The 24848-nt window shown below is 62.0% G+C and carries 23 protein-coding genes; 12 read left to right on the forward strand and 11 right to left on the reverse strand.

Translation table 11 applies throughout. The annotated features are described in order from the left end of the window. Nucleotides 1-26: 26 nt before the first annotated feature. The 5 genes from NUH88_RS13175 to NUH88_RS13195 are packed head-to-tail and all read right to left on the reverse strand — an operon-like array spanning nucleotide 27 to nucleotide 3499. Nucleotides 27-740, reverse strand: coding sequence for an acylneuraminate cytidylyltransferase family protein (locus tag NUH88_RS13175; protein WP_257766872.1), 714 nt, complete (start codon nucleotides 738-740; stop codon nucleotides 27-29). Beyond that, nucleotides 737-1399: a glycosyltransferase family protein gene (locus tag NUH88_RS13180; RefSeq protein ID WP_257766873.1), complete on the reverse strand. Its 663-nt coding sequence runs from the start codon at nucleotides 1397-1399 to the stop codon at nucleotides 737-739. The genes NUH88_RS13175 and NUH88_RS13180 overlap by 4 nt, the downstream gene beginning before the upstream one ends. Then, on the reverse strand, nucleotides 1396-2076 hold the full coding sequence (locus NUH88_RS13185; RefSeq protein WP_193188739.1) for a glycosyltransferase family 2 protein: 681 nt from the start codon (nucleotides 2074-2076) through the stop codon (nucleotides 1396-1398). Before NUH88_RS13185 ends, NUH88_RS13180 begins: the two co-directional genes overlap by 4 nt. Then, nucleotides 2073-2615 (reverse strand): hypothetical protein, encoded by a 543-nt coding sequence (locus NUH88_RS13190; protein ID WP_257766874.1) that lies wholly within the window; start codon nucleotides 2613-2615, stop codon nucleotides 2073-2075. Before NUH88_RS13190 ends, NUH88_RS13185 begins: the two co-directional genes overlap by 4 nt. 8 nt (nucleotides 2616-2623) lie before the next feature. Then, nucleotides 2624-3499: a shikimate dehydrogenase family protein gene (locus NUH88_RS13195; protein WP_257766875.1), complete on the reverse strand. Its 876-nt coding sequence runs from the start codon at nucleotides 3497-3499 to the stop codon at nucleotides 2624-2626. Between the two features lie 325 nt (nucleotides 3500-3824). Here NUH88_RS13195 and NUH88_RS13200 point away from each other — a divergent pair, with 325 nt between their 5' ends. After that, entirely contained in the window at nucleotides 3825-4745 is a 921-nt protein-coding gene (locus NUH88_RS13200; RefSeq protein WP_257766876.1) for a pirin family protein, read from the forward strand. A 156-nt stretch (nucleotides 4746-4901) separates the two neighbouring features. Here NUH88_RS13200 and NUH88_RS13205 read toward each other — a convergent pair whose 3' ends face one another. Then, complete coding sequence (locus NUH88_RS13205) at nucleotides 4902-5768, reverse strand: phytanoyl-CoA dioxygenase family protein (protein ID WP_257766877.1); 867 nt, start codon at nucleotides 5766-5768, stop codon at nucleotides 4902-4904. 53 nt (nucleotides 5769-5821) lie between these two features. Between NUH88_RS13205 and NUH88_RS13210 the strand changes: the two genes are divergently transcribed. The 8 genes from NUH88_RS13210 to NUH88_RS13245 all read left to right on the forward strand — a co-directional run bounded on the left by NUH88_RS13210 (nucleotide 5822) and on the right by NUH88_RS13245 (nucleotide 15788). Continuing rightward, nucleotides 5822-7150, forward strand: a complete 1329-nt coding sequence (locus NUH88_RS13210; RefSeq protein WP_257766878.1) for a nucleotide sugar dehydrogenase — start codon at nucleotides 5822-5824, stop codon at nucleotides 7148-7150. Between the two features lie 108 nt (nucleotides 7151-7258). Further along, on the forward strand, nucleotides 7259-9313 hold the full coding sequence (gene goxA, locus NUH88_RS13215) for a CTQ-dependent glycine oxidase GoxA (protein WP_257766879.1): 2055 nt from the start codon (nucleotides 7259-7261) through the stop codon (nucleotides 9311-9313). Then, the gene (goxB, locus tag NUH88_RS13220; RefSeq protein ID WP_257766880.1) at nucleotides 9310-10461 is read left to right on the forward strand and encodes a glycine oxidase maturase GoxB; all 1152 of its coding nucleotides are present in this window, start codon (nucleotides 9310-9312) and stop codon (nucleotides 10459-10461) included. Before goxA ends, goxB begins: the two co-directional genes overlap by 4 nt. A 114-nt stretch (nucleotides 10462-10575) precedes the next feature. After that, a complete protein-coding gene (locus NUH88_RS13225) occupies nucleotides 10576-11574 on the forward strand; it encodes a GDP-mannose 4,6-dehydratase (RefSeq protein WP_257766881.1) in 999 nt (332 codons plus the stop codon). Next, the gene (locus NUH88_RS13230) at nucleotides 11574-12758 is read left to right on the forward strand and encodes a LegC family aminotransferase (RefSeq protein ID WP_257766882.1); all 1185 of its coding nucleotides are present in this window, start codon (nucleotides 11574-11576) and stop codon (nucleotides 12756-12758) included. Before NUH88_RS13225 ends, NUH88_RS13230 begins: the two co-directional genes overlap by 1 nt. Before the next feature lie 4 nt (nucleotides 12759-12762). After that, nucleotides 12763-13914 carry a UDP-N-acetylglucosamine 2-epimerase gene (neuC, locus tag NUH88_RS13235; RefSeq protein WP_257766883.1) on the forward strand — a complete coding sequence of 384 codons (1152 nt, stop codon included), beginning with the start codon at nucleotides 12763-12765 and terminating at the stop codon, nucleotides 13912-13914. A 21-nt stretch (nucleotides 13915-13935) separates the two neighbouring features. After that, complete coding sequence (locus tag NUH88_RS13240; protein WP_257766884.1) at nucleotides 13936-14871, forward strand: glycosyltransferase family 4 protein; 936 nt, start codon at nucleotides 13936-13938, stop codon at nucleotides 14869-14871. Between the two features lie 221 nt (nucleotides 14872-15092). Further along, a complete protein-coding gene (locus NUH88_RS13245) occupies nucleotides 15093-15788 on the forward strand; it encodes a glycosyltransferase family protein (protein WP_257766885.1) in 696 nt (231 codons plus the stop codon). Here the strand turns inward: NUH88_RS13245 and NUH88_RS13250 are convergent. The 4 genes from NUH88_RS13250 to NUH88_RS13265 all read right to left on the reverse strand — a co-directional run bounded on the left by NUH88_RS13250 (nucleotide 15785) and on the right by NUH88_RS13265 (nucleotide 19093). Then, nucleotides 15785-16879 carry a glycosyltransferase gene (locus tag NUH88_RS13250; RefSeq protein ID WP_257766886.1) on the reverse strand — a complete coding sequence of 365 codons (1095 nt, stop codon included), beginning with the start codon at nucleotides 16877-16879 and terminating at the stop codon, nucleotides 15785-15787. The two genes, NUH88_RS13245 and NUH88_RS13250, sit on opposite strands and share 4 nt — an antisense overlap. After that, nucleotides 16869-18062 (reverse strand): glycosyltransferase family 4 protein, encoded by a 1194-nt coding sequence (locus tag NUH88_RS13255; RefSeq protein WP_257766887.1) that lies wholly within the window; start codon nucleotides 18060-18062, stop codon nucleotides 16869-16871. Before NUH88_RS13255 ends, NUH88_RS13250 begins: the two co-directional genes overlap by 11 nt. Nucleotides 18063-18095: 33 nt before the next feature. Continuing rightward, nucleotides 18096-18464, reverse strand: coding sequence for a hypothetical protein (locus tag NUH88_RS13260; protein ID WP_257766888.1), 369 nt, complete (start codon nucleotides 18462-18464; stop codon nucleotides 18096-18098). Nucleotides 18465-18619: 155 nt separating this feature from the next. Further along, nucleotides 18620-19093 (reverse strand): hypothetical protein, encoded by a 474-nt coding sequence (locus NUH88_RS13265; RefSeq protein ID WP_257766889.1) that lies wholly within the window; start codon nucleotides 19091-19093, stop codon nucleotides 18620-18622. Here NUH88_RS13265 and NUH88_RS13270 point away from each other — a divergent pair. Beyond that, the gene (locus NUH88_RS13270) at nucleotides 19092-20201 is read left to right on the forward strand and encodes an NAD-dependent epimerase/dehydratase family protein (RefSeq protein WP_257766890.1); all 1110 of its coding nucleotides are present in this window, start codon (nucleotides 19092-19094) and stop codon (nucleotides 20199-20201) included. The two genes, NUH88_RS13265 and NUH88_RS13270, sit on opposite strands and share 2 nt — an antisense overlap. A 53-nt stretch (nucleotides 20202-20254) precedes the next feature. Here the strand turns inward: NUH88_RS13270 and NUH88_RS13275 are convergent, their stop codons facing one another. After that, nucleotides 20255-21268 (reverse strand): NAD-dependent epimerase/dehydratase family protein, encoded by a 1014-nt coding sequence (locus NUH88_RS13275; RefSeq protein ID WP_257766891.1) that lies wholly within the window; start codon nucleotides 21266-21268, stop codon nucleotides 20255-20257. 154 nt (nucleotides 21269-21422) lie between these two features. Here NUH88_RS13275 and NUH88_RS13280 point away from each other — a divergent pair, with 154 nt between their 5' ends. Both NUH88_RS13280 and NUH88_RS13285 read left to right on the forward strand, forming a co-directional pair. Further along, complete coding sequence (locus tag NUH88_RS13280; protein ID WP_257766892.1) at nucleotides 21423-22499, forward strand: Gfo/Idh/MocA family protein; 1077 nt, start codon at nucleotides 21423-21425, stop codon at nucleotides 22497-22499. Nucleotides 22500-22520: 21 nt separating this feature from the next. After that, nucleotides 22521-24431 (forward strand): tetratricopeptide repeat protein, encoded by a 1911-nt coding sequence (locus NUH88_RS13285; protein ID WP_257766893.1) that lies wholly within the window; start codon nucleotides 22521-22523, stop codon nucleotides 24429-24431. The last annotated feature ends 417 nt before the right edge of the window (nucleotides 24432-24848 follow it).

Consider the following 24848-nt stretch of genomic DNA (forward strand, 5'->3'; position numbering starts at 1 on the left):
CGGAAGAAGCGGTCGTAAATACCGGTTCAGCGGCCGCCGTTCTTCGCGAAATACTCCAAGGCCTTTTCGGCCATGTAGAGATCGAAAGCGTCGTGGATGTCGATGCCGGAGGCGAAATCGTCGATCTCCAGGATGTCGACCTTCATGCCGGTGCGCTTGCCGGCGCGGATCAGGTCGGCGCGGATCGCGGAGGCGAGGCCGGTATCCTCGCGGAACAGCGGCTTGCGGGTTTGGCGCGGTCCGTAGATCGCCATCCAGTCGAACACCCGCTCCCACTCGCCTTGCTCGTTGCGGGACCAGAAATTCTTGTGCGTCTTGTTGGCGACGAAGACGGTCTCGAGGGCATCGTCCGCCTTCAGGCGGTTGACGCATTCCGCGATCCATTCCGGCTTGCGGAAGATGTCGGTCGGCTGCAAGAAGACGACGATGCCGAACGGGCCGTCCAGCGCCTCGGCGCGCTCAAGCGCGTCCTTCAGCACCGGCTCGGTCGGGGTCAGGTCCTCGGCCAGCGCCCCCTCGCGCAGGAACGGGCACCAGGCGCCGGCGGCGACGGCCGCGTCCCGGATCTCCTCGTTGTCGGTGGTCACCAGAACCCGGTCGCAGACCCCGGAGGCGAGCGCATGCTCGACGGAATGGGCAATCAGCGGCTTGCCGCCGATCGGCTTCACGTTCTTGCCCGGCAGGCCCTTGGAGCCGCCACGGGCGGGCAGGATGGCGAGAACGCAGTCGGACTTGGTCATGCGATGGAATTCCTGAACTCGGTGAAACGGTCCGCGACCATCTCGGCCATGGCGAGGCTCATGTCGTCGCGGATATCGACAAGGGCCCAGAACTGGTCGACCACCTCGAAGCCGACCGCGTCGCCGAGCCGGCGCCCTTCGCGGATCAGCTCCGGACGGGTGGCGAGCGCGAGGCCGACGACCTCCTGGAAATAGGTCGAGCTGCGGCGGTCGCCGCCGGGGCCGAGGGCCTGGATCGTCTTGTCCGGATCGAGGCGCCAGAGGCTGGCGTCGAACTGGCGCACGCAGACCACGCTGTCGAGATGTTCGCGCGCGGCAAGATTCTCCGCCGTGCGCCGGATCAGGCCGCGCGGGCGGAACGGGTGGGTCGGCTCGATCACCACGACCTGCTCCGCCGGGAAGGCGTCCAGCACGTCGACGAGGGCGTCGGTGTAGGATTCGGCCGTCCGGTCGTGGATGGTGATGCGGTCGGCATAGGGCGCGGCCTGCTGCTTCACCGCGTTGTCGTCCGCGGTCAGCACGATCCGCGCGTCCGGCAGATCCTCGAGCGCCGCCTCGATGGTGCGCACGAGACTGGAGGTGCCGTCGAGCGGCTTGACGATCCGGGGCGTGGAACTGGCGCCGGAATAGACCGGGATGATGATCAGCGTGTCACTCATGGCGCGCTCGTCCGGATGTAGTCGATGACCTCGGCGACGCGCTTGGCGCGGCCCTCGTCGCGGCCCTGGTGGATGCCGTGATGGTGATAGACCCGAAGCCCCGGCTCGTAGAGGATCTCGTGGCCGAGCGCGATCATGCGCTTGCCCCATTCCCGGTCCTCGACGCCGCGGATCTCCTCGTCGAACGGGTGCTCGTCCCAGATCGACTTGCGGATGCCCGAGTTCGCGTTGTGGAAGAAATAGTCCCGGCGCTGGCGCACCCGCTCGTCGCGGAAGGTGGTCCAGAGATCGCGGCGGTCGACCGCGCTGGTATCCGGCAGCGGCTCCTGGCGGCCGTAAATGCCGCAGAGCTTCGGATCGCCGTTGGGCCCGAGATGGGCGAGCAGATAGTCGGCCCAGAGCTCGTCCACCGGCACGCAGTGCGAGGAGATCAGCGCCACCGTGTCGTATTTCGCCGCGGCGATGCCGATATTCAGCGCCCGTCCGTAGGAGAACTCCTCGCGGCTGATATACTTGATGTTCACGCCGTAGGCCTCGGCGATCGGCAGCGTGTCGTCGGTACTGTCGTTGTCGACCAGGATGACGTCGATATCCTTCACCCGCTGGTGCTTCAGCGCGGTCAGGCAGCGGCCGATCCAGGCGGCCTCGTTCTTGGCCCGGAGCACGACGCTGATCATGGCTTCCTCCAATCGTCCTCGTCGACGACCCCGAAATCGAGGGCGGCGCCCTCTCCGAGCTCGTAGAGCGCCTTCTTGCCGAGGATCGTCTGCTTCAGGCTGGCGCAGATCCCCGGCCCGCCCTTCTCCTCGGCGATGTCGACGGTTTCCAGCGCTTTGCCGAGCGGGATCGGCCGCGCCGCCTTCAGGGTCGGCCGGGCGAGGCGGTGCAGCTCCAGCCGCGCCACCGGCGTCGGTGCGAAGAGGATCGGGCCCTTCAGCTCGCCCGCTTCCTCCAACACCCGGAGCCGTTCCAGCGCGTCGAGTTCGTGCACCAGATAGGCGGCGCGCGTGCCCGCTTTCAGCAGCGGCGCTTTGGTCAGATGGTCGGCCGGGATGACGATGTCGAAATCGCCCGCGACCGCGTCCAGCTCCTCGTGCCGGATGGCGTCGAGATGGATCGGCCAGGCTTCCGCCTCGACCGTGTCCGCATGGTCGCCGAGCAGGATCACGCCATGCTCGAAGGGATGCTCGTGCTCGCCGAGAGGCCGGATCTTCATCGCGCCACTTACCCCGCGTTCCGCATGGCGTCGCGCACCCGGTCGATGGTCAGCGCGCCCGGGTTTGCCTTCTGGAAGGCGATCACCGCCTGGTCGAGATTCATGCCGAGCCCGTTGCGGGTCTTGAGCCCCCGCGCTGCGGCCTTGCCAAGCAGCTCGGTTTCCAGCGGCTGGTAGATGATGTCATAGACCAGCGCGTCCGACGGCAGCGCCGTGATCAGCGTGTCCGCCTCCGCGCCGAGCGGCGTGCCCGCCGGGCCGTCCTGGTAGCCCGCCGTGGTGCAGTTCACCAACACGCCACAATCCGAAAGCTGTTCCGTCGTCAGCGGCAGGGGCACGGAAGAGACATTGTCGCCGAGCCGGATAGCCGCCTCCTTCGCCTTGGCTTCGGTGCGGTTGGCGACGGCCAGTTCCTTCACCGCGCCGGCGAGATAGGCCGCGACCGCGATCCCGGCGCCGCCGAGCCCGATCAGCACCGCCTTGCGGCTGGCAAGATCCGGCAGCGCGTCTTCGATCTGCGAGAGCGCGCCCGCGCCGTCCGTGTTGGCGCCGACGAGGTCGTCCCCGTCCCGGTAGATCGCGTTCACCGCGCCGATCCGCTCCGCCTCCGGCTCCAGCCGGTCGAGCAATGCCGCGATCGCCTGCTTGTGGGGCACCGCGACCGCGCCTCCGATATAGCGTTTGTCGGCCTTGAGCGCCGCGACGAGCCCCGCGAGATTCGCCGGCGTCACGTCCATCGGCACCATCGCCGCGTCGATGCAGGCGGCCTTGAAGGCGGCGTTCCAGAGCAGCGGCGAGCGCGCGCCCCTGGACGGCGTCAGGCCGAGGATCACGGCGTATTTCGAGGTCGTGATGTTCGGGTCGTTGTCGAGAAAGTCCTGCACGTGGAGAGCGTCCCGGTTGGCAGTGCGACACGCGGCGGAAATGCGCCGAAAAAACTGGGTGATGGTTTAGCGCAGGTGGGGCGGGGGAGGAAAGAGGGGAGAACGCCTCCCTTTGGCCGTCATCCCGGACCCCGATCCGGGATCTTTCCGAGACGGGCTGCGTTCTTCGATCACAAAGATCCCGGCTCAAGGCCGGGATGACGGTGAAGCAGGCAAACACATTGTCCCCGCCTGCGAACAATCTCCCCCTCCAAATGCGCTATGATCGCCCCATCTCTCACTCCGTGCGGCCATTCCGCCGCGCCCTGAGACCTGGAGACAAGCCATGTCGATCCGTGCCGTGAAATCCGAGTCCCATGCCCGTCCGACGATGGAAGGGGCGGGGGTGCATCTGCACCGGGTGTTCGGCTTCGGTGATCCGACCGAGTCCGATCCGTTCCTGATGATGGACGATTTCCGCAACGACGATCCGGCGAAATACAAGGCCGGCTTCCCTTGGCATCCGCATCGCGGCATCGAGACCATCACCTATGTGCTGGCGGGCGAGGTCGAGCACGGGGATTCGCTCGGCAATCACGGCGTGCTCGGGGCCGGCTCGGTGCAGTGGATGACGGCGGGCTCCGGGATCATGCACCAGGAGATGCCGCGCGGGAACGCGGCCGGGCAGATGCACGGTTTCCAGCTCTGGGCCAACCTGCCTTCGTCGGAAAAGATGACGACGCCGCGCTACCAGGACATTTCCGGCGCCGACATTCCGGAGATCGTGGACGATGACGGCACCAAGGTGAAGATCGTCACCGGCGAGTTCTGGGGCAAGCGCGGCCCGGTCGACGGGATCGCGGCCAACCCGCTCTATCTCGACATCTCGGTGCCGCCGAACACGACGAAAAGGCTACCGGTCGATACCCACATGAACGCCTTCGCCTATGTCTTCGCCGGCGCGGGCCGCTTCCGCGACGCCTCCGACCCGGTCGGCGTGCTGGTGGAAAAGGAGTTCCAGGGCGAGGAGCTGAACCTCCGCGACATGACCGGCAACCGCACGCTGGTGCGCTTCGACACGGGCGACGAGATCACTGTGACGGCTGGCCCCGAGGGCGTGCGCTTCCTGCTGGTCGCCGGCAAGCCGATCAAGGAGCCGGTCGCCTGGCACGGGCCGATCGTGATGAACACCCGCGAGGAGCTGATGCAGGCGATCCGCGACCTGAACGAGGGGACCTTCATCCGCGAGGGCGCGACGGGGATCTGAGGAGCGCGTGGACCTCTAAAATCCAACCCTCCCAAATCAGTCGTCATCCCCACGCAAGTGGGGACCCAGGGAAGACGGGCTCGGCTCTACGATCCCTGGGTCCCCGCTTCCGCGGGAATGACGACCTTATTTAGGGCGCTCAGAAAGCGTGCCGCCTTACCCTTTATGCTTGGCCTGCTGGTCGAAGAAGGACGCGGTCGAGGGCAGCTGCGGCAGGGTGATCTCGTAGGGGATAGAGCGGACGCGTCCGGTGCGCACGCCGCGTACCACCGCCCCTTCAAACTTGTTCGGCATCGGGCTCGGCGAGACCGGGACCGCGTCTTCCGCCGAATAGACCGAGATGAAGAGGGTGCGCGGTTTCGCCGAGAGGTTCGGCGCCGAGCCGTGCAGGAGGCGGGTGTGCATCAGGCAGACCGAGCCCGCTGGGCCGGTGCAGAGCGACGCCTTGGCCTTGCACTCCGCCGCCACCTCATCATCGATCGCGCCGGTGAAGATTCCGTCGTGCCAGAGCCCGTGGATCTCGCCCCGGTGCGAGCCCGCCAGCACCTCGAGCGGACCGTTCTCCTCCGTTACCTCGTCGACCATCAGCAGTGCCGTGATCACGTCGTCGTTGGTATGCGGGGTGAAGGGGAAATCCTGGTGCCATTTCACCTGGGTCGCGCCGCCGGGCAGCTTCGAGTTGATCTTGGAATGGTGGAACTTCACGTTCGGGCCGATGAGATCCGCGACGCAGTCGGTCATGCGGCTGGAGGCCATCGCCTCGTAATAGGCCTCGGAAACCTCGACCGGCGCGTTGACCCGGCGCAGGCCGGGTTTCTCGGCCGTATGGCCCGGCTCGAGATCGAAGCGCGGTTTCTCGTTGATGGTCTCGCCATAGGCGGTGTCGTGCGCCTTGCTCTCCTCGACCCAGCCGTCGAAGGTGTCGCGCAGCCGCCCGAGCAGGTCCGGCGAGACCGCGTTTTCGATGGTGAGGAAGCCGTCGCGCCAGAAGGCATCCTTTTCCGCGTCGCTGAGGCCGGCCATCATCTTTCTCCCGTGCTTGCGCGTGATCCGGCTTCAGGCTACGGACTGAGCCCATGAACGTGCAAGCATTCCTCGACAGGGTGGCGGCGAAAGAGGCGCGGGTCGGCGTGATCGGCCTCGGCTATGTCGGCCTGCCGCTGGCGCTGGCCTGCCTCCGGGCCGGCTTTCCGGTCACCGGCTACGATATAGACGGCGCCAAGGTGGAAATGCTGAAGGCCGAGCGCTCCTACCTGCCGCATATTCCGGTGGACGGCATCGGCGCCGAGGTGGCCTCCGGACGCTTCCGGCCGACCTCTGACATTTCCGACCTCGGCGACACGGACGCGGTGCTGATCTGCGTGCCGACGCCGCTGACGCCGGAGCGCGACCCGGACCTCCGCTATGTCCGTGACACCGTCGCCGCACTGGCGCCCGTGCTGAAGAGGGGCGCGTTGGTGGTGCTTGAATCGACGACCTATCCGGGCACCACGGAAGATGTGCTGCTGCCGATCCTCGAAGGCGCGGGCTTGAAGCTCGGCGAAGATCTCTTTCTCGCCTTCGCGCCGGAGCGGGAAGATCCCGGCAACGCGAACTACTCCATCGGTCGCATCCCGAAGGTGGTCGGCGGCATGGACGCGGCCTCCGGACAGGCTGCCGAAGCGCTCTACGGCGCGGTGCTGGAGAGGGTGGTGCCGGTCTCCTCCGCCTCGACGGCGGAGGCGGTGAAGATCACCGAGAACGTCTTCCGCGCGGTCAATATCGCGCTGGTGAACGAGCTGAAGCTGATCTACGGCGCCATGGGCATCGATGTCTGGGAAGTGATCGAGGCTGCCTCGACCAAGCCGTTCGGTTACATGCCGTTCTATCCGGGGCCCGGCCTCGGCGGGCACTGCATCCCGATCGATCCATTCTATCTCGCCTGGAAGGCGCGCAGCGTCGGGCAGTCGACCCGTTTCATCGAGCTCGCGGGCGAGATCAACCGGGCGATGCCGGATTATGTGATCGATCGCCTGCGCGAGGCGGTCGATCTGCAATCGGGCAAGGGGTTGCGCGGCGCCGATATCCTGCTGATCGGCATGGCTTATAAAAAGAACGTCGCCGACCAGCGCGAAAGTCCGGCGCTGACCATTCTGGAGAAGCTCGACGCGGCGGGGGCGTCGGTCTCTTTCCACGATCCCTGGATCCCGGAAATCCTGCCGAGCCGGGAGTTCGGCGCGCTCGCCGGCAAAGCGAGCGTGGCGCTGACGGCGGAACGGGTCGCGGCAGCTGACGCGGTGTTGATCGTCACCGATCACGACGATGTTGATTATGCCCTGGTCGCGGATCGGGCCCGGCTCGTGGTCGATACCCGCAACGCCATGGGCGCGCGGGGCTTCGAGGGAACCCATATCGTCACCGCCTGACGCGGATGCCGGATTCTCCTTTTCCGAGAAAAAATAAACGAGAGCGCTGTTGCCGCGTATCCGGCGGTGGCACTCTGCCCGCAGGCCATTCAATTCGGGGAGGAACCTGTGGGACAGAAAGTCGAAAGAAAGAACGCGCGCGGCGGCGGGGTCCGCAGACGGGATTTCCTGGCAGGGGGCGCGGCAGGCATGCTGGCCGCCAATCTCGCCTGGCAGCCGAAAGCGGCCGTGGCCGCCGGCCACGCGAAAGCGGCGCCCGAGGGAGCGGAGATCGCCAAGGTGCGGATCTATCCCGCCATCGGGATCTGCCGCGTCGGCGGCAGCAAGGAATGGTTTTTGGCCCCGGAGGTACCCGGGCTTCCTCCGAAGCCCGAAGGCGGCTTCAAGGATGGCGACCGCAGGATCAAGAAGCAGGTTCAGCGCTTCCGTGTCTATGCCTTCGATTCCCAGGACCGGGTGATCGGGGAACTCAAGGACGGCGATGCGACGATTTCCTGGTCGGCCCATCTCGTCAATGCGAAAGCCGCCTGGTACGGCTTCAACAACCCGCTCGACAACGGGAACCTGGCGCCGGGACTACCGGGGCAGAAGCGGAACCAGTATTTCACCGACAACGCGGAACGCGAGCGGATGCTGGTGATCGACGGTGGCCGGAAGACCATTTCCGGCGCCGGCGTCAATCCGGACGGCACCGAGGCGCGCTACGCTTTCGAAGGCACGTTCTGGGGGGAGGAGAAGGTCGGTCTCGGCGATCTGCGGACCGATGCGGAAGGCCGTCTTCTGGTCGTGCCGCCGGACGGCGTGTCCAACTCGCCGACCAACGCGGGGATCACCAGCTTTGCCGACAATGACGGCTGGCACGACGACTGGTGCGACGGGCCGGTAACCGCGACGGTGCAGCTCGCCAACGGCATCACGTTCGAGGCTGACCCCGCCTGGGTCGCCTGCGTCGGGCCGAACTTCGCGCCGGACATTCCGCCGATCTCGACGATGTACGACGTGATCAGCAACCTGAATGTCGAGGAGAGATGGGCGGAAGCGCCGGAAGCTCCGATTTCCTTCCGTAAGTATATCTACCCGACCTTCCGCCGGGCGGCCCTGATGGAATGGCTGACCGATGCGGCCAATCTGCGGCAGGGCTGGCTCGGAGAAGCGGATTTTTCGGATCCGGCCTTCATCGCCAGGCTGGCGGATCCGAGCGAGGGGAACAGGGCGTTCCGTCTGTCCGTCTTCGAGAAATTCCGCAACCCCTACAACACGACGCCGGACGCCTTCAAGGAGGAGCGGCTGAAGATCCCCTACATGATGGGAGACGGGGTCAATTACTCCGGCAGCCCGCTGCAGTGGTTCCAGTTTCCGAAGCTGCAATATGACCATCTGGCGCTGTGGGCCGAGGGCAAGTTCTTCGATGACTGGAAGGACGCGGAAGCCGATGCGGTCGAGCGGCTCGACGACCTGCCGCTCGAGCAGAGGCCTCAGGCGCTGACGGAAGCCGCGCTGGAGCCGTGCTCCGGCGGCGCGTTCCACCCCGGGGTCGAACTGACCTACTATCTGCGCCTGGCGCCGATGTATCAGCGCTATACGAACGACGATGCGGAGCTCTTCAGGCTGGCTCACGGGGACCGCCCGAGCATCGTGCAGGATCTCGGTTTTCTGCTGACGCCGGAGATCGCCTTCAAAGGCTACAAGGACACGCCACCCCCCATCGGCCCGCAGATGCCGGGAGATCTGACGCGCTGGATGGGGCTGCCCTGGCAGTGCGACGCTTTCTCCTGTCAGCAGGTGCTGATGCAGGAGAATTACCCGACCGCGGTCTGGTGGCCGGCCCTGCTTCCGATCGATGTCCTGCCCGAGGTCTATTACAAGGAACTGATGAACGAGACGCTTTCCACGAGTGAGCGCCGGAAATTCTTCGACAGCCGGGTCGCCTGGTCCCGTGCCGTTGCCGGGATCGGCTATCATGCCAACGGCAGTTACTGGGACGGCATCACCAACATGATCACCCTCTGGGAGCGGATGGGCTTCGTCGTGAAATTGCCCGGACCGAAGGATCCGAAGGCGCCTGAAGGCATTCCGAAGGAAGTCTATGTCGAGGTCGGGCGCGCCGACACGATGGAGTTCCGTTTCGACTGGAAACCGAAAGACGGAATGCTGCCGGAATGAGCGGCGGGCGAGGGCCGGCGGTCGCGGATATCGCGGTCGTCGGCAGCGGGATCGCAGCGACAGCCGCCGTGATCCGGCTGCTTCGTCAGGGACATGATCCTCTCTGGATCGCTCCGGAGCTGGTGGCGGAAGACATCCCGGGAGAACATCTTTCGCCCGCCGCGCGGCCGATGCTGGAGGAGATCGGCGCCTCGGGACTTCTCGCCAAGGCGTGTCACCGGGCGGAGCAGTCTGTCTTCTCCGCCTGGGGAAGCGATCGGCTGGCGGAACGCAGCGGGATCGTCCATCTCGAAGGCCCGGGAACCGTTCTCGACCGAAGCGTCTTCGAACGAGATCTCAGGGCGCTTGCGATCGCTTCCGGGGCGTGGCCGGTCGCCGCCCGGCTGACCGATGTCAGTCGTGAGGACGGTTACTGGGATATCGAAGTGGATGATGGGGCGAGAATCGGCCGCTCCGCTGCGCGCTTCATCCTGGACGGGTCGGGGCGCGCCGCCGTCGTGGCCGGTGTACAGGCGCCGGACCATGCCGCCCGCTTCCGGTCCGACCGTTTGGTCGCGCTCTGCGCTTTCCTCCCGCAAGAGCAGGGTGCGGCGGTCGTACCAACCCGAGCGACGCTGCTGGAGACCGTCCCGGACGGCTGGTGGTACGCGTGTCTTCTGGCGGACGGCAGGCTGGTGCTGAATTTCTATACGGATCCGGATCTGCTGCCGCGGGAGGCGACGCGCACGCTGGAACCGTTCCGGGCATTGCTGGCAGACACCTCCTATGTCGCCCGATGGGTGGAGGAGGCCGGCTTTCGACAGGAGGCGCCGCCGAACCTGGTGAGCGCGGGGACGACATGGCTTGCACCGGCGGCAGGCGAAGGCTGGGCTGCTATCGGAGACGCCGCCGCTGCCTTCGATCCTCTTTCCTCGCATGGGATGACGACGGCGCTCTGGTCCGGGATTCGTGGTGCCGAAGCCGCGGCGGGTTCTCTCGGCGGAGACAGCGCAGCGCTTACTGTCTATGCGGAGAAGGTGGCCCAAGGTGTTCAGCAATTCCTCGACAGCCGGGCCGCCGTGTACGGCTCCGAGCGGCGGTTTGACGGCACCGCTTTCTGGAAGCGGCGGTTGGCTCCAGAAATTGTTCCGGAGAAGATCCATGCCTAGAGCCTGAGATTTCTGGACGGATCTGACTTTCGGCCAATCCCCTGCCTGATGTATCGTCCGGCGTCCGGACGCGGACGATGAAAGTCTCGCGGCCAAGGTTCAATGGGGACAGGTATGACGGGTCCGGTTCTGGTGACTGGCGCCGATGGCTTCATCGGCTCGCATCTGGTTGAGACTTTGCTGGAGCAGGGGCGTGAGGTGCGCGCACTCGCGCTCTACAATTCCTTCGGCTCGACCGGATGGCTCGAGACGATCCCCAAGGAATTGCGGGGCGGGCTGGAAATCGTGCTCGGCGATATCCGGGACCGGAGCTGCGTCGTCGGCGCCGCGAAGGGAACCTCCGCCATCCTGCATCTCGCCGCGCTGATCGCGATTCCCTATTCCTATCGGGCGCCCGAAAGCTACATAGACACGAACGTGACCGGCACGCTCAACGTGCTGGAGGCGGCGCGTCTCTGGGAGACGGAGCGCGTCGTCTGCACCTCGACCAGCGAGATCTACGGCACCGCCCAGTTCGTGCCGATCACCGAGGAACATCCGGTCAACCCGCAGAGCCCCTACGCCGCATCCAAGGCGGCGGCGGACCATCTCGCGCTATCCTACGAAAAAAGCTTCAGCATGCCGGTGGCCGTGCTCCGGCCGTTCAATACCTACGGTCCACGACAATCGGCTCGCGCCGTGATTCCGACGATCATCACCCAGCTCGCCCGCGGGGCGAAGGAGATCCGTCTCGGTGCCACCTCGCCGACCAGGGATTTCACCTTCGTGCGCGATACCGCGAACGGTTTCGTCGCGGCGATGGGGGCGGATGCGGCGATCGGGCGGGTGACCAATATCGGCAGCGGTTTCGAGATCTCTGTCGGCGAGACCGCGGCGGCGATCGGCCGGGTCATGGGCCGCAACGTCGAGATCGTCTCCGACGAGGTGCGCATGCGGCCCGACGCGAGCGAGGTGGAGCGGCTCTTCGCCGGTGTATCGGCGGCGGAGGATATTCTCGGCTGGGCGCCGGAACATGGCGGCCGCGAGGGCTTCGATAGGGGCCTTGAGAAGACGATTGAGTGGTTCACCGATCCGGGGAACCTTGCGCGCTATCCCGAGGGATACCAGGTCTGATGACAGCGGTTCTGAAAAACAGCGGGTACGATCAGGCGGCGCTCGTCGCCGCGGTGAAATCCGTCCTGCCGGAAACCCGGCCGCTTCCCTTGCACGAGCCGGAATTCATCGGCCGTGAGCAGGAATATGTAAAGGACTGCATCGAGACCGGCTGGGTTTCCTCCGTCGGTGCCTATGTCGATAAGTTCGAAGAACTCGTCGCGGAGAAATCCGGCACCCGGTTCGCGGTCGCCTGCATGAACGGCACCGCCGCTCTGCATATTGCGCTGGTCGTGGCCGGGGTCGGACGCGACGACGAGGTGCTGGTGCAGGACCTGACCTTCGTCGCCTCGGCCAATGCGGTCCATCACGCGGGTGCGATCCCGCATTTCGTCGATAGCGAGCGAGAAACTCTCGGCCTCGATCCGGACGCACTCGACGCACATCTTTCGGAGGTCGCGGAGCTGCGGGACGGCGGCGCGTTTAATCGGGCGACCGGCCGCAGGATCGCGGCAGTCGTACCGATGCACGTCTTTGGCCATCCGGTGCGCATGGAACGGCTCGCGGAAGTTGCCGCACGCTGGAACATTCCCGTGGTCGAGGACGCTGCAGAGAGCCTCGGCTCGACCCGGAACGGCCGACTCATGGGAAGCTACGGGATGCTGGCCTCGGTCAGCTTCAACGGAAACAAGACCATCACAACGGGTGGTGGCGGCGCGGTGGTCACTGACGACGAATCCCTGGCAAGGCGGTTGAAGCATCTGACCACGACGGCAAAACTTCCGCATCGATGGGCCTTCGACCACGACGAGATCGCCTATAACTACCGGCTGCCGAACCTCAATGCCGCTCTCGGCTGTGCCCAGATGGAAATGCTCGACCGGTTTCTTGCCGAAAAGCGCGCGCTTGCCGCTCTGTACCGGGACGCGGTCGCAGACATCCCCGAAGTGGAGTTCTTCGACGAGCCGGAGGGCTGCGAAAGCAATTTCTGGCTGAACGCGGTGCTGGTGCCGGACCGCGCGGCGCGGGATGCGCTCCTGGAAACGCTGAACGCGGACGGCATACAGGCCCGCCCATGCTGGACACTGATGCACGAACTTCCCTTCAACCGGGACTGTCCGCGCGCGCGGCTTGATGTGACCGGGGAGCTTGTCGACCGGATCGTCAATCTGCCGAGCAGTGCGAAACTCGGTCGGCGGAGCTGACGGGGTGAAGGAACAGCTGATAGCGGGCGTTACCGGTAGCAGAGCCGATTTCGGCATTCAGCGTCCGGTTCTGGAAGCGATCCGGGCGGAGCCTGATTTCGCCCTCGACCTCTATGTGACCGGGATGCATCTCTCGTCACGCTTCGGTAGCACTGTGACCGAGGTGGAGGAGGCCGGTTTCGAGATTGCCGGACGGATCGATTGCGAAGTAACCGGTGGCAATCATCTGGACATTGCGCTTTCAACAAGTGCTGCCATGGCCGGCTTCGCCGAAGTCTGGACGGGGCGACGCCCTGATCTGGTTCTGTTGCTCGGCGACCGGTTCGAGACCTTTGCGGCGGCGTCCGCGGCCTATCTGTTGAACATTCCAATCGCGCATATCGCCGGCGGCGACGTGACCTCGGGCTCGTTGGATGACGGGCTGCGTCATGCCATTTCAAAATTCTCGAATATCCATTTCGCGACGAACGAGCTGGCGCGTGAGCGCCTGATTCGGATGGGTGAAGAGCCTGCTTCCGTCTTCACAACGGGCACCCCCGCGCTCGACGCGATCCTGTCTCTGGATCTGTTGAGCCGGGCGGAGGTGGAGCATAGGGTAGGTGCTCCTGTCGGCGGCCGGTTAATCGTCATCACATTTCATCCGGCAACGGCCGACAAGGGAACTCCGGGCGCTCAGTTTAGAGAACTCCTCGCTGCTTTGGACGAGTTGCCGGACGATTGCGTCGTACTGATAACCTATGCGAACGCCGACTCGGGCGGCGCTGAATTGAACCTTTTACTCGAGGCGGCAGCCAAGAACTCCGGCCGAATCATCGCCAGGGAGTCTCTCGGCCAGCTGCTCTATCTCTCTGTCCTGCGGCAGGCCGCGATGGTCGTCGGCAACTCTTCCAGCGGGCTCTACGAGGCACCGTCGTTCGCGATCCCGACGGTCAATATCGGCAGCCGGCAGGATGGGAGGCTTCGGGCGTCCTCGGTGATTGATTGCCCTCCCGAAAAGGACGCCATTCTTGAGGCCATGAGCCGTGGCTTCGAATTGGATTGCAGGGGAACCGTGAATCCCTACGGCGACGGCCGCGCTACCGCGCGGATTGTCGACGCCCTGAGATCCGCCGCGCCATTCTCCGGGCTTGGAATGAAACGCTTCTATGATGCCTGAGCCCGGTTTCGGAATCGGTTCATGACTCAGATCGCCTATCTGACTGTCTCGAATCTCACCAAACCCGTCGGCGGCATCATGGTTCAGGCTGCCCACGTCGCAGCACTGGCAAGGGAAGGTTATGACGCAAAGCTCTGTACGACCTTTTCCGGCGATAGGCCTGACTGGATCGATCCGAATGCGCCGCTCGTGAATTCCAACCGGGCCGCGGTCGGGCCCGGTGACGTGCTGGTTCTCCACGACTCCGTTCCGAGGACGATGTTCGACCGGTTCATGTCAATGCCGCTGCGGCGGGTTTTTTTCTGTCAGAACCACTATTTCATCGATCAGACCCTGAGTCCGGAAGAACGCCTTGCAGACTTCCCGATCGATGCCTTCATCTGCGCTTCAGAGCCGATAGCGGCCTATCTGCGCGATTTCCACGGTGTAGCGGATCCGGTGGTAATCCGTCCGGGGATCATGCAGCCGCAGGTAGAGTCGGTGGAAAAGAGACTGCGGGTCTGTTTTATGCCCCGTAAGCGGCTGATCGAGTCGGGAGCGGTCATTCACCGCCTCCGCAATCTTCATCCCGAGCTTGCGGATGTGGCATTCGTCAGCATTCACGGCCAGCATCCGGCGAAAGTCGCCGAAGTGATGGCGGAGTGCGCTGTCTTCCTGTCATTGAGCGTGAATGAGGGGTTGGGGTTGCCGCCGCTTGAAGCCATGCAGTCCGGATGCCTTGTCGTCGGGTATCATGGCGGAGGAGGTCTGGATTATGCGACGGAAGAAAGCGGACTTTGGTATGACAGCGCGACACCCGACGATCTTGTCGCACTTCTTGCAGATGCGCTGAAACGACTAAAGGAACAGCCGAAGGCATTTGATCGGATGTTGGAGGCAGGAAAACGAACTGCTGAGGGTTACCGTCTCGACGCTATGGAGAGGGAACTCCTCCGGTTCTGGGAGAACTTCCTGTGACCGCTTCTGAAATTTGCTTTCTTCTCGCCAAACGCGAGACAGAGCGCGTGGAGAAGAGGTGTTTTTTTGAAGCGCAATCCCGCTTACTCAATGAAGCGGGTGTTCCTGCACGAGTTTTGCCGTCGACGGCCGAGCTGTCTCCGGCTGAATCGGATGGGCGGATTCTCGTGGCCGATCTTGCGAGTCGGGATCGGATTTCCGCAGCCGGCGAGTCGGCGAAAATGGCACCGATTGTTTGGAATCCCTATGCGTTGTTCGAACGGCAGATCGCCTGGATCAGGGACGAGCCGCGAGTTGTCGCACTCCTCGCGACGGGCATTCGCGAAGCGGAGATTTTCAGACGGTTTCCGATCGGCAAACCAGTTTTCCCGCTCCGGATTGGCATGGACTATGCGGATATAGCTCATCGCGAGGCCAGGCCTTTGAACGACGGCTCGGTCGTGATCGGATATCTCGGTCATAAGAATGCTCCGCTCGACTTCATGCGTGGAATGCTGGCCCGGCGTCGGACGCTCTCCCGGCGGATCGAGTGGGTGCCGTTGGATTTCGAGGACCGCGACGCTTGGGTGAGAGACTTGCCGCGCTGCGATCTCTTGCTCGCGATGAGACCGCTTTCCGGCTCGGCACTGCCGCTTTTGGAAGCGATGGCCGCGGGTGTTCCGATTTGCGCCGATCATGGCGGCGCGCTTTCCGGAGGCGCGTCGCCATCTAACGGCACCTGGCTGGAGAGCGCGACACTCGAAATCAATGCGAAGATAGCGGGCGAGTTTCTTGAGCGGCTCTGTTCCGACGGGTCTGCCATGGCGCGGATATGCGCGGATGCCGCTCTTTTCGCGGGTCAGTCGAGCGCTTCGGCGACATTTCTCGAAAATCAGAAAACCTGGCGGGCATTGTTGTCCCTGGGAGCGCCATCCTAATCCTTGAGAAGGCTGGCGGCCTTTTCCGCGGCGCTGTCCCAGCTGAAATTCTGGATTACGTGCCTCGATCCGCGCAACCCGCGGGCGGCGGCATCGCTACGGGTCTCGTATACCTCCCGCATCAATGCGATCAGGTGATCCCGATCCGGTTCCGCCCATTGCCCATACTCCTCGGATGCGGACTCGAAATAGGGCTGGCGGATATCTGTCATAGTGAAATCGATCCGATAGGCATCAGGGCCCAGAAACTCGGTTGGCCCACTGTAACCGGTTGCTATGACGGGGAGGCCGCAGGCCATCGCCTCGATCAGCGGCAGTCCCCATCCCTCAGCCCGGAAAGGAGCAACAAACGCGTCGCAGGCGCGATAAACTCCAGCGAGCAGGGTGTGCGTGCTGACAGGCGGGATGAAGGCGAGCTTTTCCGGGTGGCGCAGATTCAGCTCGCGCAGGATTCGCCCGATGTCGAATTCGGGATCGTGATGATTGTCGCATGCGAGAATGAGGAAGGCATCGTCCTGTCTCGAGAACGCCTTGTCGAAGCACTCGATGAGAAGTCGCGTTCCTTTCCGATCCTCGTAACGGCCGATATTGAGGAACCTGAAACCGCGGAACCCGTTCAAGGCGTCGGACGGCGGGATCTGCGGGTTGAATGTCTGCGGGTCGACGCCTTCCGGAACGACCTGGATTCGATTTGCCGGAAAGCCGTTCTGAAGCAGGACGGAGCGGCCCCACTCGGTCGGAATCCATATCTCGTCCGCTATTGCGAGAGGGGCGTGCCAGTCGTCGGGAACACGCGTGGATTCCCATACTGTATAGGCTATCCGGCGGCCGGGGGCGCCTTCCAACACCTGCATATGGCTGCCGTAGAGCAGTGCGATCGTCGCCCGTGGGGTAAGCGACGGAACGTTTCGGAGGATAGTCCGGTCGGCGCACCATGGACCCTCGAGCCCGAGCATCGGCGATGCGACAACCGGGATGCGGCGCGACAGGTAGTCAAAAAAATTTCTGGTATGCGTATTGTAACCGAAGCGGCCCTCGAACCAGCCGATGGCGTGTACCGGTGCGTCAGGCGAAGCCGGATCAGACGCCATACTTCTGAAGCCCCTGCAGGAGACGGCCGATCTGTTTGTCCCATGTGAAGGACTGCATGTGGCGTGCGCCTGCCTCTGCGATCTCACCAGCGCGTTCGCCGTTCGCATAAACGAATTCCAGATGCGCCAGGATCTCTCCGATCGAGGATTCTCCCCAACCGGTCGTGTCGTGCCAATTTCCTGGGATATGCACCTGGCGTTGCTCCATCAGCGGGAGGCAAGCACTTTCCGCGACGATATCCAAGTGCCCGGTATTGGCCGAAAGAATGGTGGGAACTCCACAGGCCATCGTTTCCATGGCAACCAAATTGGTGCCGCCTTCGCATCGATTTGGGAAGAGGGCGACATCTGCTTCGCGAATCAGCAAAGGCATCTGTTCGTGCGGAAAATGGTTGAACGCGACGACTTGCCGTTCATTGAGACCAAAGGCGGCGAACCATGGCGGCAAATCGACTCGCTTGTCGGGTCCGGGAGGTAGCGGAGCCGCAATATACGGTGAGTGATCGAACAGCTTGTAGCCGAGCGTGTCGCCCCAACGATTGCCCCAGACGCAGAGAAGCAGGACATCGTCATGCCTCCTCGCGAATTCCGAAACGGCGCGCAGGACGATGTCCTGCCCCTTTCTGAATTCCATCTTCCCGCCAGAGAAGATGACAAAGCGTCCGGGAAAGAGACCGCGCGTGGATGCAGGGTGGAAACGGGACGGGTCTACTCCTTGAAAGCAGACCTCGACGTTCCGTACACCGTGTTCGCGCAGCAGATTCCCGTTCCAAGTAGAGCCGGCTGTTACGCTGTTGAAGCGATTGTAAATCTCTCGTTCCCGATCCTTCAAACCCGCGCATTCGAAAAACGTAAGCGCATGGTTCGATTCCCCGACGATGCCGTTTGATCGTTCCGAGAATGCGGACACCGCGCCTTCACCGCGTGCATGCAGAACTGGCAGAGAGATTGGCCGGTTCTCCCGCAGGCAGGTCTCGATGACGTCAGGAGAGTCCTTGAGTAGCTCTATCAGCCCGTTTTTAACCCGCGCTTTTTCGAGCGGATCGTCAGTCCCTCCATCCCAGTCTTCAAGGAGAACTGGACGGTAGTCTGGATGCAGACTCATGTATCGCGCGATTTGATAACCGTAAACGCCCCAGCCGGAATGAGAATTCAGGCTCCAGGCGATGCCGACATTTCGCATAGGTCGATGCATGGAGTGCGTGCTGCGCGTGACTCAGTTCTCCTCGCGGCGGAGGACGAACCTGTAAACCTTGTTTTTGTAATAGCTGACGGCGCTCAGCCTAATGGTATCGGCGCCTTCTTCATGAAACACCGTCAGTGCGCGATTTTCATCCTTGAAATGCACTAACGTGCGGCCTGTATTTGGCAAATATTCTGCGGGCCGGACCGTGTCGTTCATACTTATCGATCCGGGTTCGAACACGACTACAAATTTATCGTTCGGCAGCTGGCCTTCGATATTCAATTCTGCCCGAGCTTCGGGAGTGATGGTTCCAACCCAGCGGCCGTCTATTTCTTCTTCTTCTGAAGTACATGCGGCGAGGCTCGCACAGAGCATCAGCAGAAAGAGCAACTTTTTCATTCGAACAACCTTCGAGGAGCGGCGTGGGAGCGCGACATGCGGCATGCTTTCCCTAACCGGAAATGTCGGATTCCTTAGTTGATGCGGGAGCGGCGTTCAAGCATCGTCTCGACCCCAAGTCGTTCGCTTTCGCGCTCCGCAACCCTAGCATCAAGCTAATTATCAGAATCTTGGACGTAGAGCTGCGACAATTCTTCCGCCAGCGACAATTTCGCGCGTTCTTTCAGCCGCTCCATGGCGGCGCCGATCCGCTCGCTTTGGGCCTTCAATTCCTCCGTCTCCGCTTCATTGATGTTGCGAAGCAGGTCGAGGGTTTCCGGATCGAGGACCGGAAATATACGGTCGCGTCTGATCTCCGTTGGATCGGATTCCGATCGCGTTGTAATCAGGAAGAGTGAGAATTCCCGGCCTCTGGCGACCAAGTGGGACAAGGCTCTCATCCAGTGCATAGAGTCCCGGCAAAAGTTCGACGGATAACTCAAGGCGCCGATTGTGTTCGGCCCGGGGAATTCACGAATTGCATTCGGGTTCAGTTGCGCGAACCGAGCGGCCGGCTCCAGGAATAACAAGTCGGCTTCGATAACCCATTTCGTGGGCATTTTTCCTCGTTCGTCCTTTCGTCTCGGCATGCCTATTTCCGAACTGTCGGCAGGGCCGAAGGCTGTGTTATGTAGCAGTTTATCGATTTTTGGGGGGCGGATATCAATAATGACAGCTGATATGGATGCGGGAAAAGCGAGGGGCGTTGCGGTCGTAACCGGCGGCGGTGGTTTCATCGGCAGCCATATGGTGGACCTTCTACTCGCCGAGAAATACGAGGTTCGGGTCGTTGACAATTTCTCGGGCGGACACCGGACCAATCTTCGCCATCACTCACGCGAGCCCGGTCTCAAGATCTTTGAAGCTGACATTCGCGACATTGAATCGATCCGTCCGGCATTCGACGGGGCGCAGCTCGTTTTTCATTTCGCGGGCATTGGGGACATTGTGCCGTCGATCGAACGGCCGATCGATTATATGGCGACCAATGTTCAAGGCACGGTGCATGTTCTGGAATGCGCGCGTAGCGCAGGCGTGCAGAAGTTCGTCTATGCGGCATCGTCTTCCTGTTACGGTCTCGCGTCGACACCGACTCTGGAAACCCACCTGATCCAGCCCCAATACCCCTACGCTCTCAGTAAGTACCAGGGCGAGGAAGCCGTAATGCACTGGCATCAGGTCTATGGCCTGCCGGCGAATTCCGTTCGGATATTCAATGCCTACGGCACACGCGTTCGCACGACCGGTGCTTACGGTGCCGTATTTGGGGTGTTCCTCCGCCAGAAGCTGGCGGGTAAGCCATTTACTGTTGTTGGCGACGGAAACCAGCGGCGCGATTTTATCTATGCCTCTGACCTTGCGAAGGCGTTTCTGGCAGCAGCGCGCACCGAGAAGAGCGGCGAGATTTACAATGCCGGCGGCGGAAATCCGCAGTCGATTAACCGGCTTGTCGAACTGCTCGGGGGAGAGGTCGTCTATGTCCCGAAACGGCCGGGCGAACCGGACGAGACGTGGGCCGACATAACGAAGATCCAGAGCGAGTTGGGCTGGGCGCCCGAGATTTCCTTTGAGGATGGGGTCGGCCGTATGCTGGCGGATATCGAACACTGGAAAGACGCGCCGCTATGGGATCCGGACTCGATCGCGGATGCCACAAAGACCTGGTTCACCTATCTCAGCGACGACGCTAAAGGCTGACGTCCATAATGTTCCAGCAAAGGATAAAGGCGCCGTGAGGCGCCTTTTCCATGTTAGCCCATACCAAGCCGTTTGATCCGCCGGACGTTGTAGTAGAAGTCGTCCGTCATCGGTTCCGGCAGCTTGTCCGCCTTGAAGGCTTTGACCAGATCCCGCACAGCATCCTCGATCGAATGCTGAGGACGGAAGCCGAGTTTCTCGGCGATCTTGTCCGAATTGATATGGTAGGAGCGGTTATCGTCGCTCGGTGTGGTGACGATCTCGATATCGCCGAGTTCCGGCATTTCTTCTTCGATCACCTTCTTCACGATATTCGCGATGCTCATGATCGACTGGTTCTGATAGCCGGCATTGAAGGTCTCGCCGGCGATTTTCTCGTCCTCGACCTCGAGCAGGAGCTTGTAAAGGTTGCACATGTCCTGAATGTGCAGGTTCGGACGCAGCTGCTCCCCGCCGAAGACCGTGATCTTGCCGTTGTTGATGGCATGGTTGGTCAGGATGTTGACCGAAAGATCGAGGCGCTGGCGCGGGCCGTAGCCGCACACCGTGGCGGGGCGGATGGTGACGCAGACGAAATCGTCGCTTTGGTGCTTGAACAGCAGCGGTTCGCACATGCCTTTGAATTTGTTGTAGAGGGTCAACGGCAGTAGCGGATGATCCTCTTTCACGTCGGGCTGATCGGAAACGCCGTAAACCGAGGAGGAGGAGGCGTAGATGAAACGCTTCACACCGCCTTCCTTGGCTGCGATCACCATCGGCTCGAAAGCGTCGAGATTGATCGTCTCACTCAACGCCTCGTCGAGCTCGAAGCTGGCGTCGTTCGAGATGCAGGCAAGGTTGATTACCGCGTCAACCCCCGTCAGTGCCTTCTTCAGGGCTTCGGTATCACGGATATCGCCTTTTACCGATGTCAGTTTAGGGTGGTCCTTTGGCAGGAAATCGTCGCCGAAGAACTGAATGTCATAGGACACGATCTCATAGCCCAGATCCAGAAGCTGCGGGATCAGAAGGCTACCCACATATCCCGCACCGCCTGTGATCAGGACTTTATCGAAACGCCGCGACAAGGCCTTACTCCCCAATATCGATCGATGTGGAATCGGCTTTCTGGGCCGATTCTCGAACAAACCGTTTTCTAATTAGCGATATCCGTGCCATTTAGCGAGACATTGTCGCTAGGTCTTTGGCGGTGCTTGAATTAACGGATGGGTAGAGGTTGCAATGAATACGGCGAGGGCGAATCGGGCCCGGATCGGGGTTCTGGGATGTGGCCGGGTTTCGGCACGGTACCGGGAAGTTTTTCGAGACGAACTGACCGACATTGCGGATGTTATCGCCGTTACGGATATTGATCCCGGTAAATCGGGTTCCTTTTCCGCCGATGTGGGCGGTAGCCCGACTGTTGCGGATCTGAATGCGCTGATCGAGGCGAAGCCTGATCTCATTTGCATCCTGACCGAGTCAGGCAACCATTTTGAGCATGCCAAGAAAGTGCTCGAAGCGGGTATCAATGTCATTGTCGAGAAGCCGGTCGCGTTGCGTCTGGAGCATGCGGAGGAACTCGCCGATATTGCCCGGACGCGCAGCCTGATCTGTGCCGAAATCAAACAGAACCGTTACAATCCGGCGATGCGCTTTCTTCGGTCTGCCGTCGACGAGGGCCGGTTCGGCAAGATAATCACCGTCGGAGTGCGTGTGCACTGGAGTCGCGATCAGTCCTATTATGACGATCCTTGGCACGGGCGATGGCTGATGGATGGCGGGGTCTTGGCCCAGCAGGCGATCCACCACATCGATGCGATGCGTTGGCTAGGCGGGCCGATCGAGGCTGTCTGCGCGCAGGGACGTGCCGTTGTGAACAGGCTTGAGGCCGAGGACACGGCAACTGCGATCGTGCGGTTCGAGAACGGGGCGATGGGAACCGTGGAAGCGACGACGGCGGCACGCCCACGGGATTTCGAGGCCTCGCTTCATATCGTCGGCGAGAAGGCTCTGGCGAAAGTCGGAGGTCAGGCGATCAATCTCGTTGAAACCTGGGAGCCGGTCGAACCGCAGCCGGGAGACGAGGATGTGATCGCGACCTATTCGCAGGCGGTCCCTACCAGCTACGGGCTCGGCCACGGCCCGTACATTCGAGAGGTCATCGACTGTTGGCGGGCCGGCCGGACGGATGTACCCGTCTCGGTCGAGGAAGGGAGCAAGGCTCTCGCATTCCTTCATGCGCTCTACCGGAGTATGGAGGTAGGGGGCTGGGTCGAATTGAAGGACATGCCTAAATCGGAACGCTTGGGACTTTGAGCTTCAAACGGAGTAGGTCGCGTGAGCGAGCCGCGTCGTCATGACAGCGAGGTGATCGCCGCTCAGGTAACCGGCAAGCTTGTAAACCGAGATCTGTCAGCGACGGACACCGAGACTTACCGCAGATGGAATGCAATTCTGTTTCCGGAGCAGGCGGAGCGCTGGGCCGCGCTCGCGCAAAGCCTGCCCGATTTGGCGGAACTGCTGCTGGTCCGGGCTATCATGTTGTCGCCGGGCGATTTTCGTTTTCACTTTAACCTCTCGAATCGGCTCCTTTCCGCAGGAAGGCAGAAGGAAGCCAGGCAGTGTCTCGATCGGGTGATGCTGCTGTCCCCCTCATTTTCAGCATCCTATGGGAATCGTGCCGCCATTTCGCCAGATGCGTGCCGGCGGCTTCAATTGCAGGGCCGTGCCTGGGTCTGTGGCGGCGGGTTGGAAAACGGTGTCTCTGCTTCGGAGCGGCTGATCGCAGCTGAACGTTATGGTTCGGCGGATGAGATTCTGTCCGATGTTTTAGCCCAATCCCCTCTTTTCTCGTTTGCCTGGCGGCAGAAGGCCATTTTGCAGCACCGTCGCCGCAATCTGCGGGGGGCGAGGCTGGACCATTGCCGTGCGATCATCTCGAATCCGGCGCTGAGCGACAGTTATCTCGCGGCTTATGTTCATTTTTGCGATTGCCGGAGTTTCGAAGCGGCCGGGCGGATGTTGGATTTCGCCGAACGGATCACTCCTGCCGGGCTCGCCATTCAGGTCAATCGCGGCTCGATGCTTGAAGCGATGGGGCGACCGGCTGAGGCGCTTTGGTTCGCCCGTCGTTCAGTGCTGCGGGAGCCGGGAATCGCGGACATCAATTACAATGTCGGGACCGTTTACGGGAGCCTCGGAAAGGTTGACGAGGCCCTGAAATTCCAGGAGCGGGTCTCGATAATTGCGCCGCACATGTTGGGATTGAAAAATAATCTCGCCCAGGCTCTTCTGAAGAGTGGGCAGTATCGACGCGGGTTCGAAGCCTACGAGTATCGCTGGTACGCCGAATCGATGGAGCAACCGAGTATACGTACGCTTCATCCACATCCGTCTTTCGATCTTCCGCTATGGGATGGCGGGCAGACCCAAGGCTCGAACATCCTGCTCTGGGGCGAGCAAGGTCTCGGTGACGAGATTTGGGCGCTCGGATGCTTGGCCATGTTGGAGGGGCGCGCTGAGCGGTTCGATATAGAGATAGACCGTCGACTTGTCCCTCTGGCGCAAAGTGCGTTCCCGCATTTCACGTTTGTCGCCAGGGACGTCGATAGTCCATTTGATTGTACGAAATACGATGCGCAATTGCCTTTGCAGAGCCTTCCACATTGTCTCGGTCGGCCGGATCGTCCGGTTGAGCCGGGATGGGGGAGGCCGAACGCCGAACGCCTTGCTGAAGTTCGCGCAAAAATGACGCGTGAGCGCGATGTTCGGGTAGTTGGCCTGGGATGGCGAAGCGTCAAACCTGTTTCCCGGTGGTCATTCGATCTAACCCTGAAATGTCTCGCGGGATTGGGGGCTCTAGAAGATGTCCTGTTCATGCCCGTACAGTATGGAATGTCGGAGGAAGACTGGGCCTCTGTCTCGGAGATGTTCGGCTCCGAGCGGGTGCTGCGACCCGATTTTGACGTTTGGTACGACATCCCCGCGCTCAACGACGCAGTGGCATCGATGGATGCGGTTGTGACGGCGGCGACCATGCTGGTGCCGCTCACGATATCGGCCGGCACGCCGGCTGTCGCGGTCCTGAACGAGACACAGAGAGACTGGCGCTACCTGCCTGGAAAGAAGGCATCGCCGATGCTGCCGGGCGTGCTGCAGCTCTGGCCGACGGATTGTGGCCGGCAGCAGGATATCGCGGAAGCGCTCAGCACGGTTCTACGATCGAAGCGCAGGTTCCCTATTGTCTGAGCTGTTGCTCATAAGACACGCTCTGAGAACAGATTTTGGCCATATCCGACGCTAACTGAGAGCTGGTTCCGTCTGCCGGTCGATCATGGTCCGATGAATCGACCCCCGTTAGGTGCGGATATGGATCGCTAATATATTGAAATAAATAAAATAAAGCGCCCTCCAGCGCGTGACGGACGACGGAATCTTTGCTCCAGATTCCGTTCCAGGCAGGGGGGCGAATCTCACGCTTGCACATTAGGTGTAACCGCTTGCGTTCATTGGGCAAGCCGTGTAATAAACCTTCCGAGCCGCGCGTTGCGGCTAGCGATAGGACTGGTGTTCGCTTGGTGTGCAGGATTTTTTGGTTGACGAAATCCTTCTGTAGCACCAAAGCTAACCCAGAACGTTTGGTGTAGCTTTGATGCTAACTAGGGG

This window comes from Nisaea acidiphila, assembly GCF_024662015.1.
GTDB lineage: Bacteria > Pseudomonadota > Alphaproteobacteria > Thalassobaculales > Thalassobaculaceae > Nisaea > Nisaea acidiphila.

What these genes read in the sequence shown, in the direction of transcription:
- NUH88_RS13200 (WP_257766876.1), top strand. Translation starts at nt 3,825, where the DNA reads ATGTCGATCCGTGCCGTGAAATCCGAGTCCCATGCCCGTCCGACGATG.
- NUH88_RS13265 (WP_257766889.1), bottom strand. Translation starts at nt 19,093, where the DNA reads ATGCCGAGACGAAAGGACGAACGAGGAAAAATGCCCACGAAATGGGTT.
- NUH88_RS13190 (WP_257766874.1), bottom strand. Translation starts at nt 2,615, where the DNA reads ATGAAGATCCGGCCTCTCGGCGAGCACGAGCATCCCTTCGAGCATGGC.
- NUH88_RS13180 (WP_257766873.1), bottom strand. Translation starts at nt 1,399, where the DNA reads ATGAGTGACACGCTGATCATCATCCCGGTCTATTCCGGCGCCAGTTCC.
- NUH88_RS13185 (WP_193188739.1), bottom strand. Translation starts at nt 2,076, where the DNA reads ATGATCAGCGTCGTGCTCCGGGCCAAGAACGAGGCCGCCTGGATCGGC.
- NUH88_RS13240 (WP_257766884.1), top strand. Translation starts at nt 13,936, where the DNA reads ATGACTCAGATCGCCTATCTGACTGTCTCGAATCTCACCAAACCCGTC.
- NUH88_RS13255 (WP_257766887.1), bottom strand. Translation starts at nt 18,062, where the DNA reads ATGCGAAATGTCGGCATCGCCTGGAGCCTGAATTCTCATTCCGGCTGG.
- NUH88_RS13210 (WP_257766878.1), top strand. Translation starts at nt 5,822, where the DNA reads ATGAACGTGCAAGCATTCCTCGACAGGGTGGCGGCGAAAGAGGCGCGG.
- NUH88_RS13245 (WP_257766885.1), top strand. Translation starts at nt 15,093, where the DNA reads ATGGCACCGATTGTTTGGAATCCCTATGCGTTGTTCGAACGGCAGATC.
- NUH88_RS13225 (WP_257766881.1), top strand. Translation starts at nt 10,576, where the DNA reads ATGACGGGTCCGGTTCTGGTGACTGGCGCCGATGGCTTCATCGGCTCG.
- NUH88_RS13205 (WP_257766877.1), bottom strand. Translation starts at nt 5,768, where the DNA reads ATGGCCGGCCTCAGCGACGCGGAAAAGGATGCCTTCTGGCGCGACGGC.
- NUH88_RS13230 (WP_257766882.1), top strand. Translation starts at nt 11,574, where the DNA reads ATGACAGCGGTTCTGAAAAACAGCGGGTACGATCAGGCGGCGCTCGTC.
- NUH88_RS13270 (WP_257766890.1), top strand. Translation starts at nt 19,092, where the DNA reads ATGCCTATTTCCGAACTGTCGGCAGGGCCGAAGGCTGTGTTATGTAGC.
- NUH88_RS13175 (WP_257766872.1), bottom strand. Translation starts at nt 740, where the DNA reads ATGACCAAGTCCGACTGCGTTCTCGCCATCCTGCCCGCCCGTGGCGGC.
- NUH88_RS13260 (WP_257766888.1), bottom strand. Translation starts at nt 18,464, where the DNA reads ATGAAAAAGTTGCTCTTTCTGCTGATGCTCTGTGCGAGCCTCGCCGCA.
- NUH88_RS13250 (WP_257766886.1), bottom strand. Translation starts at nt 16,879, where the DNA reads ATGGCGTCTGATCCGGCTTCGCCTGACGCACCGGTACACGCCATCGGC.
- NUH88_RS13280 (WP_257766892.1), top strand. Translation starts at nt 21,423, where the DNA reads ATGAATACGGCGAGGGCGAATCGGGCCCGGATCGGGGTTCTGGGATGT.
- goxB (WP_257766880.1), top strand. Translation starts at nt 9,310, where the DNA reads ATGAGCGGCGGGCGAGGGCCGGCGGTCGCGGATATCGCGGTCGTCGGC.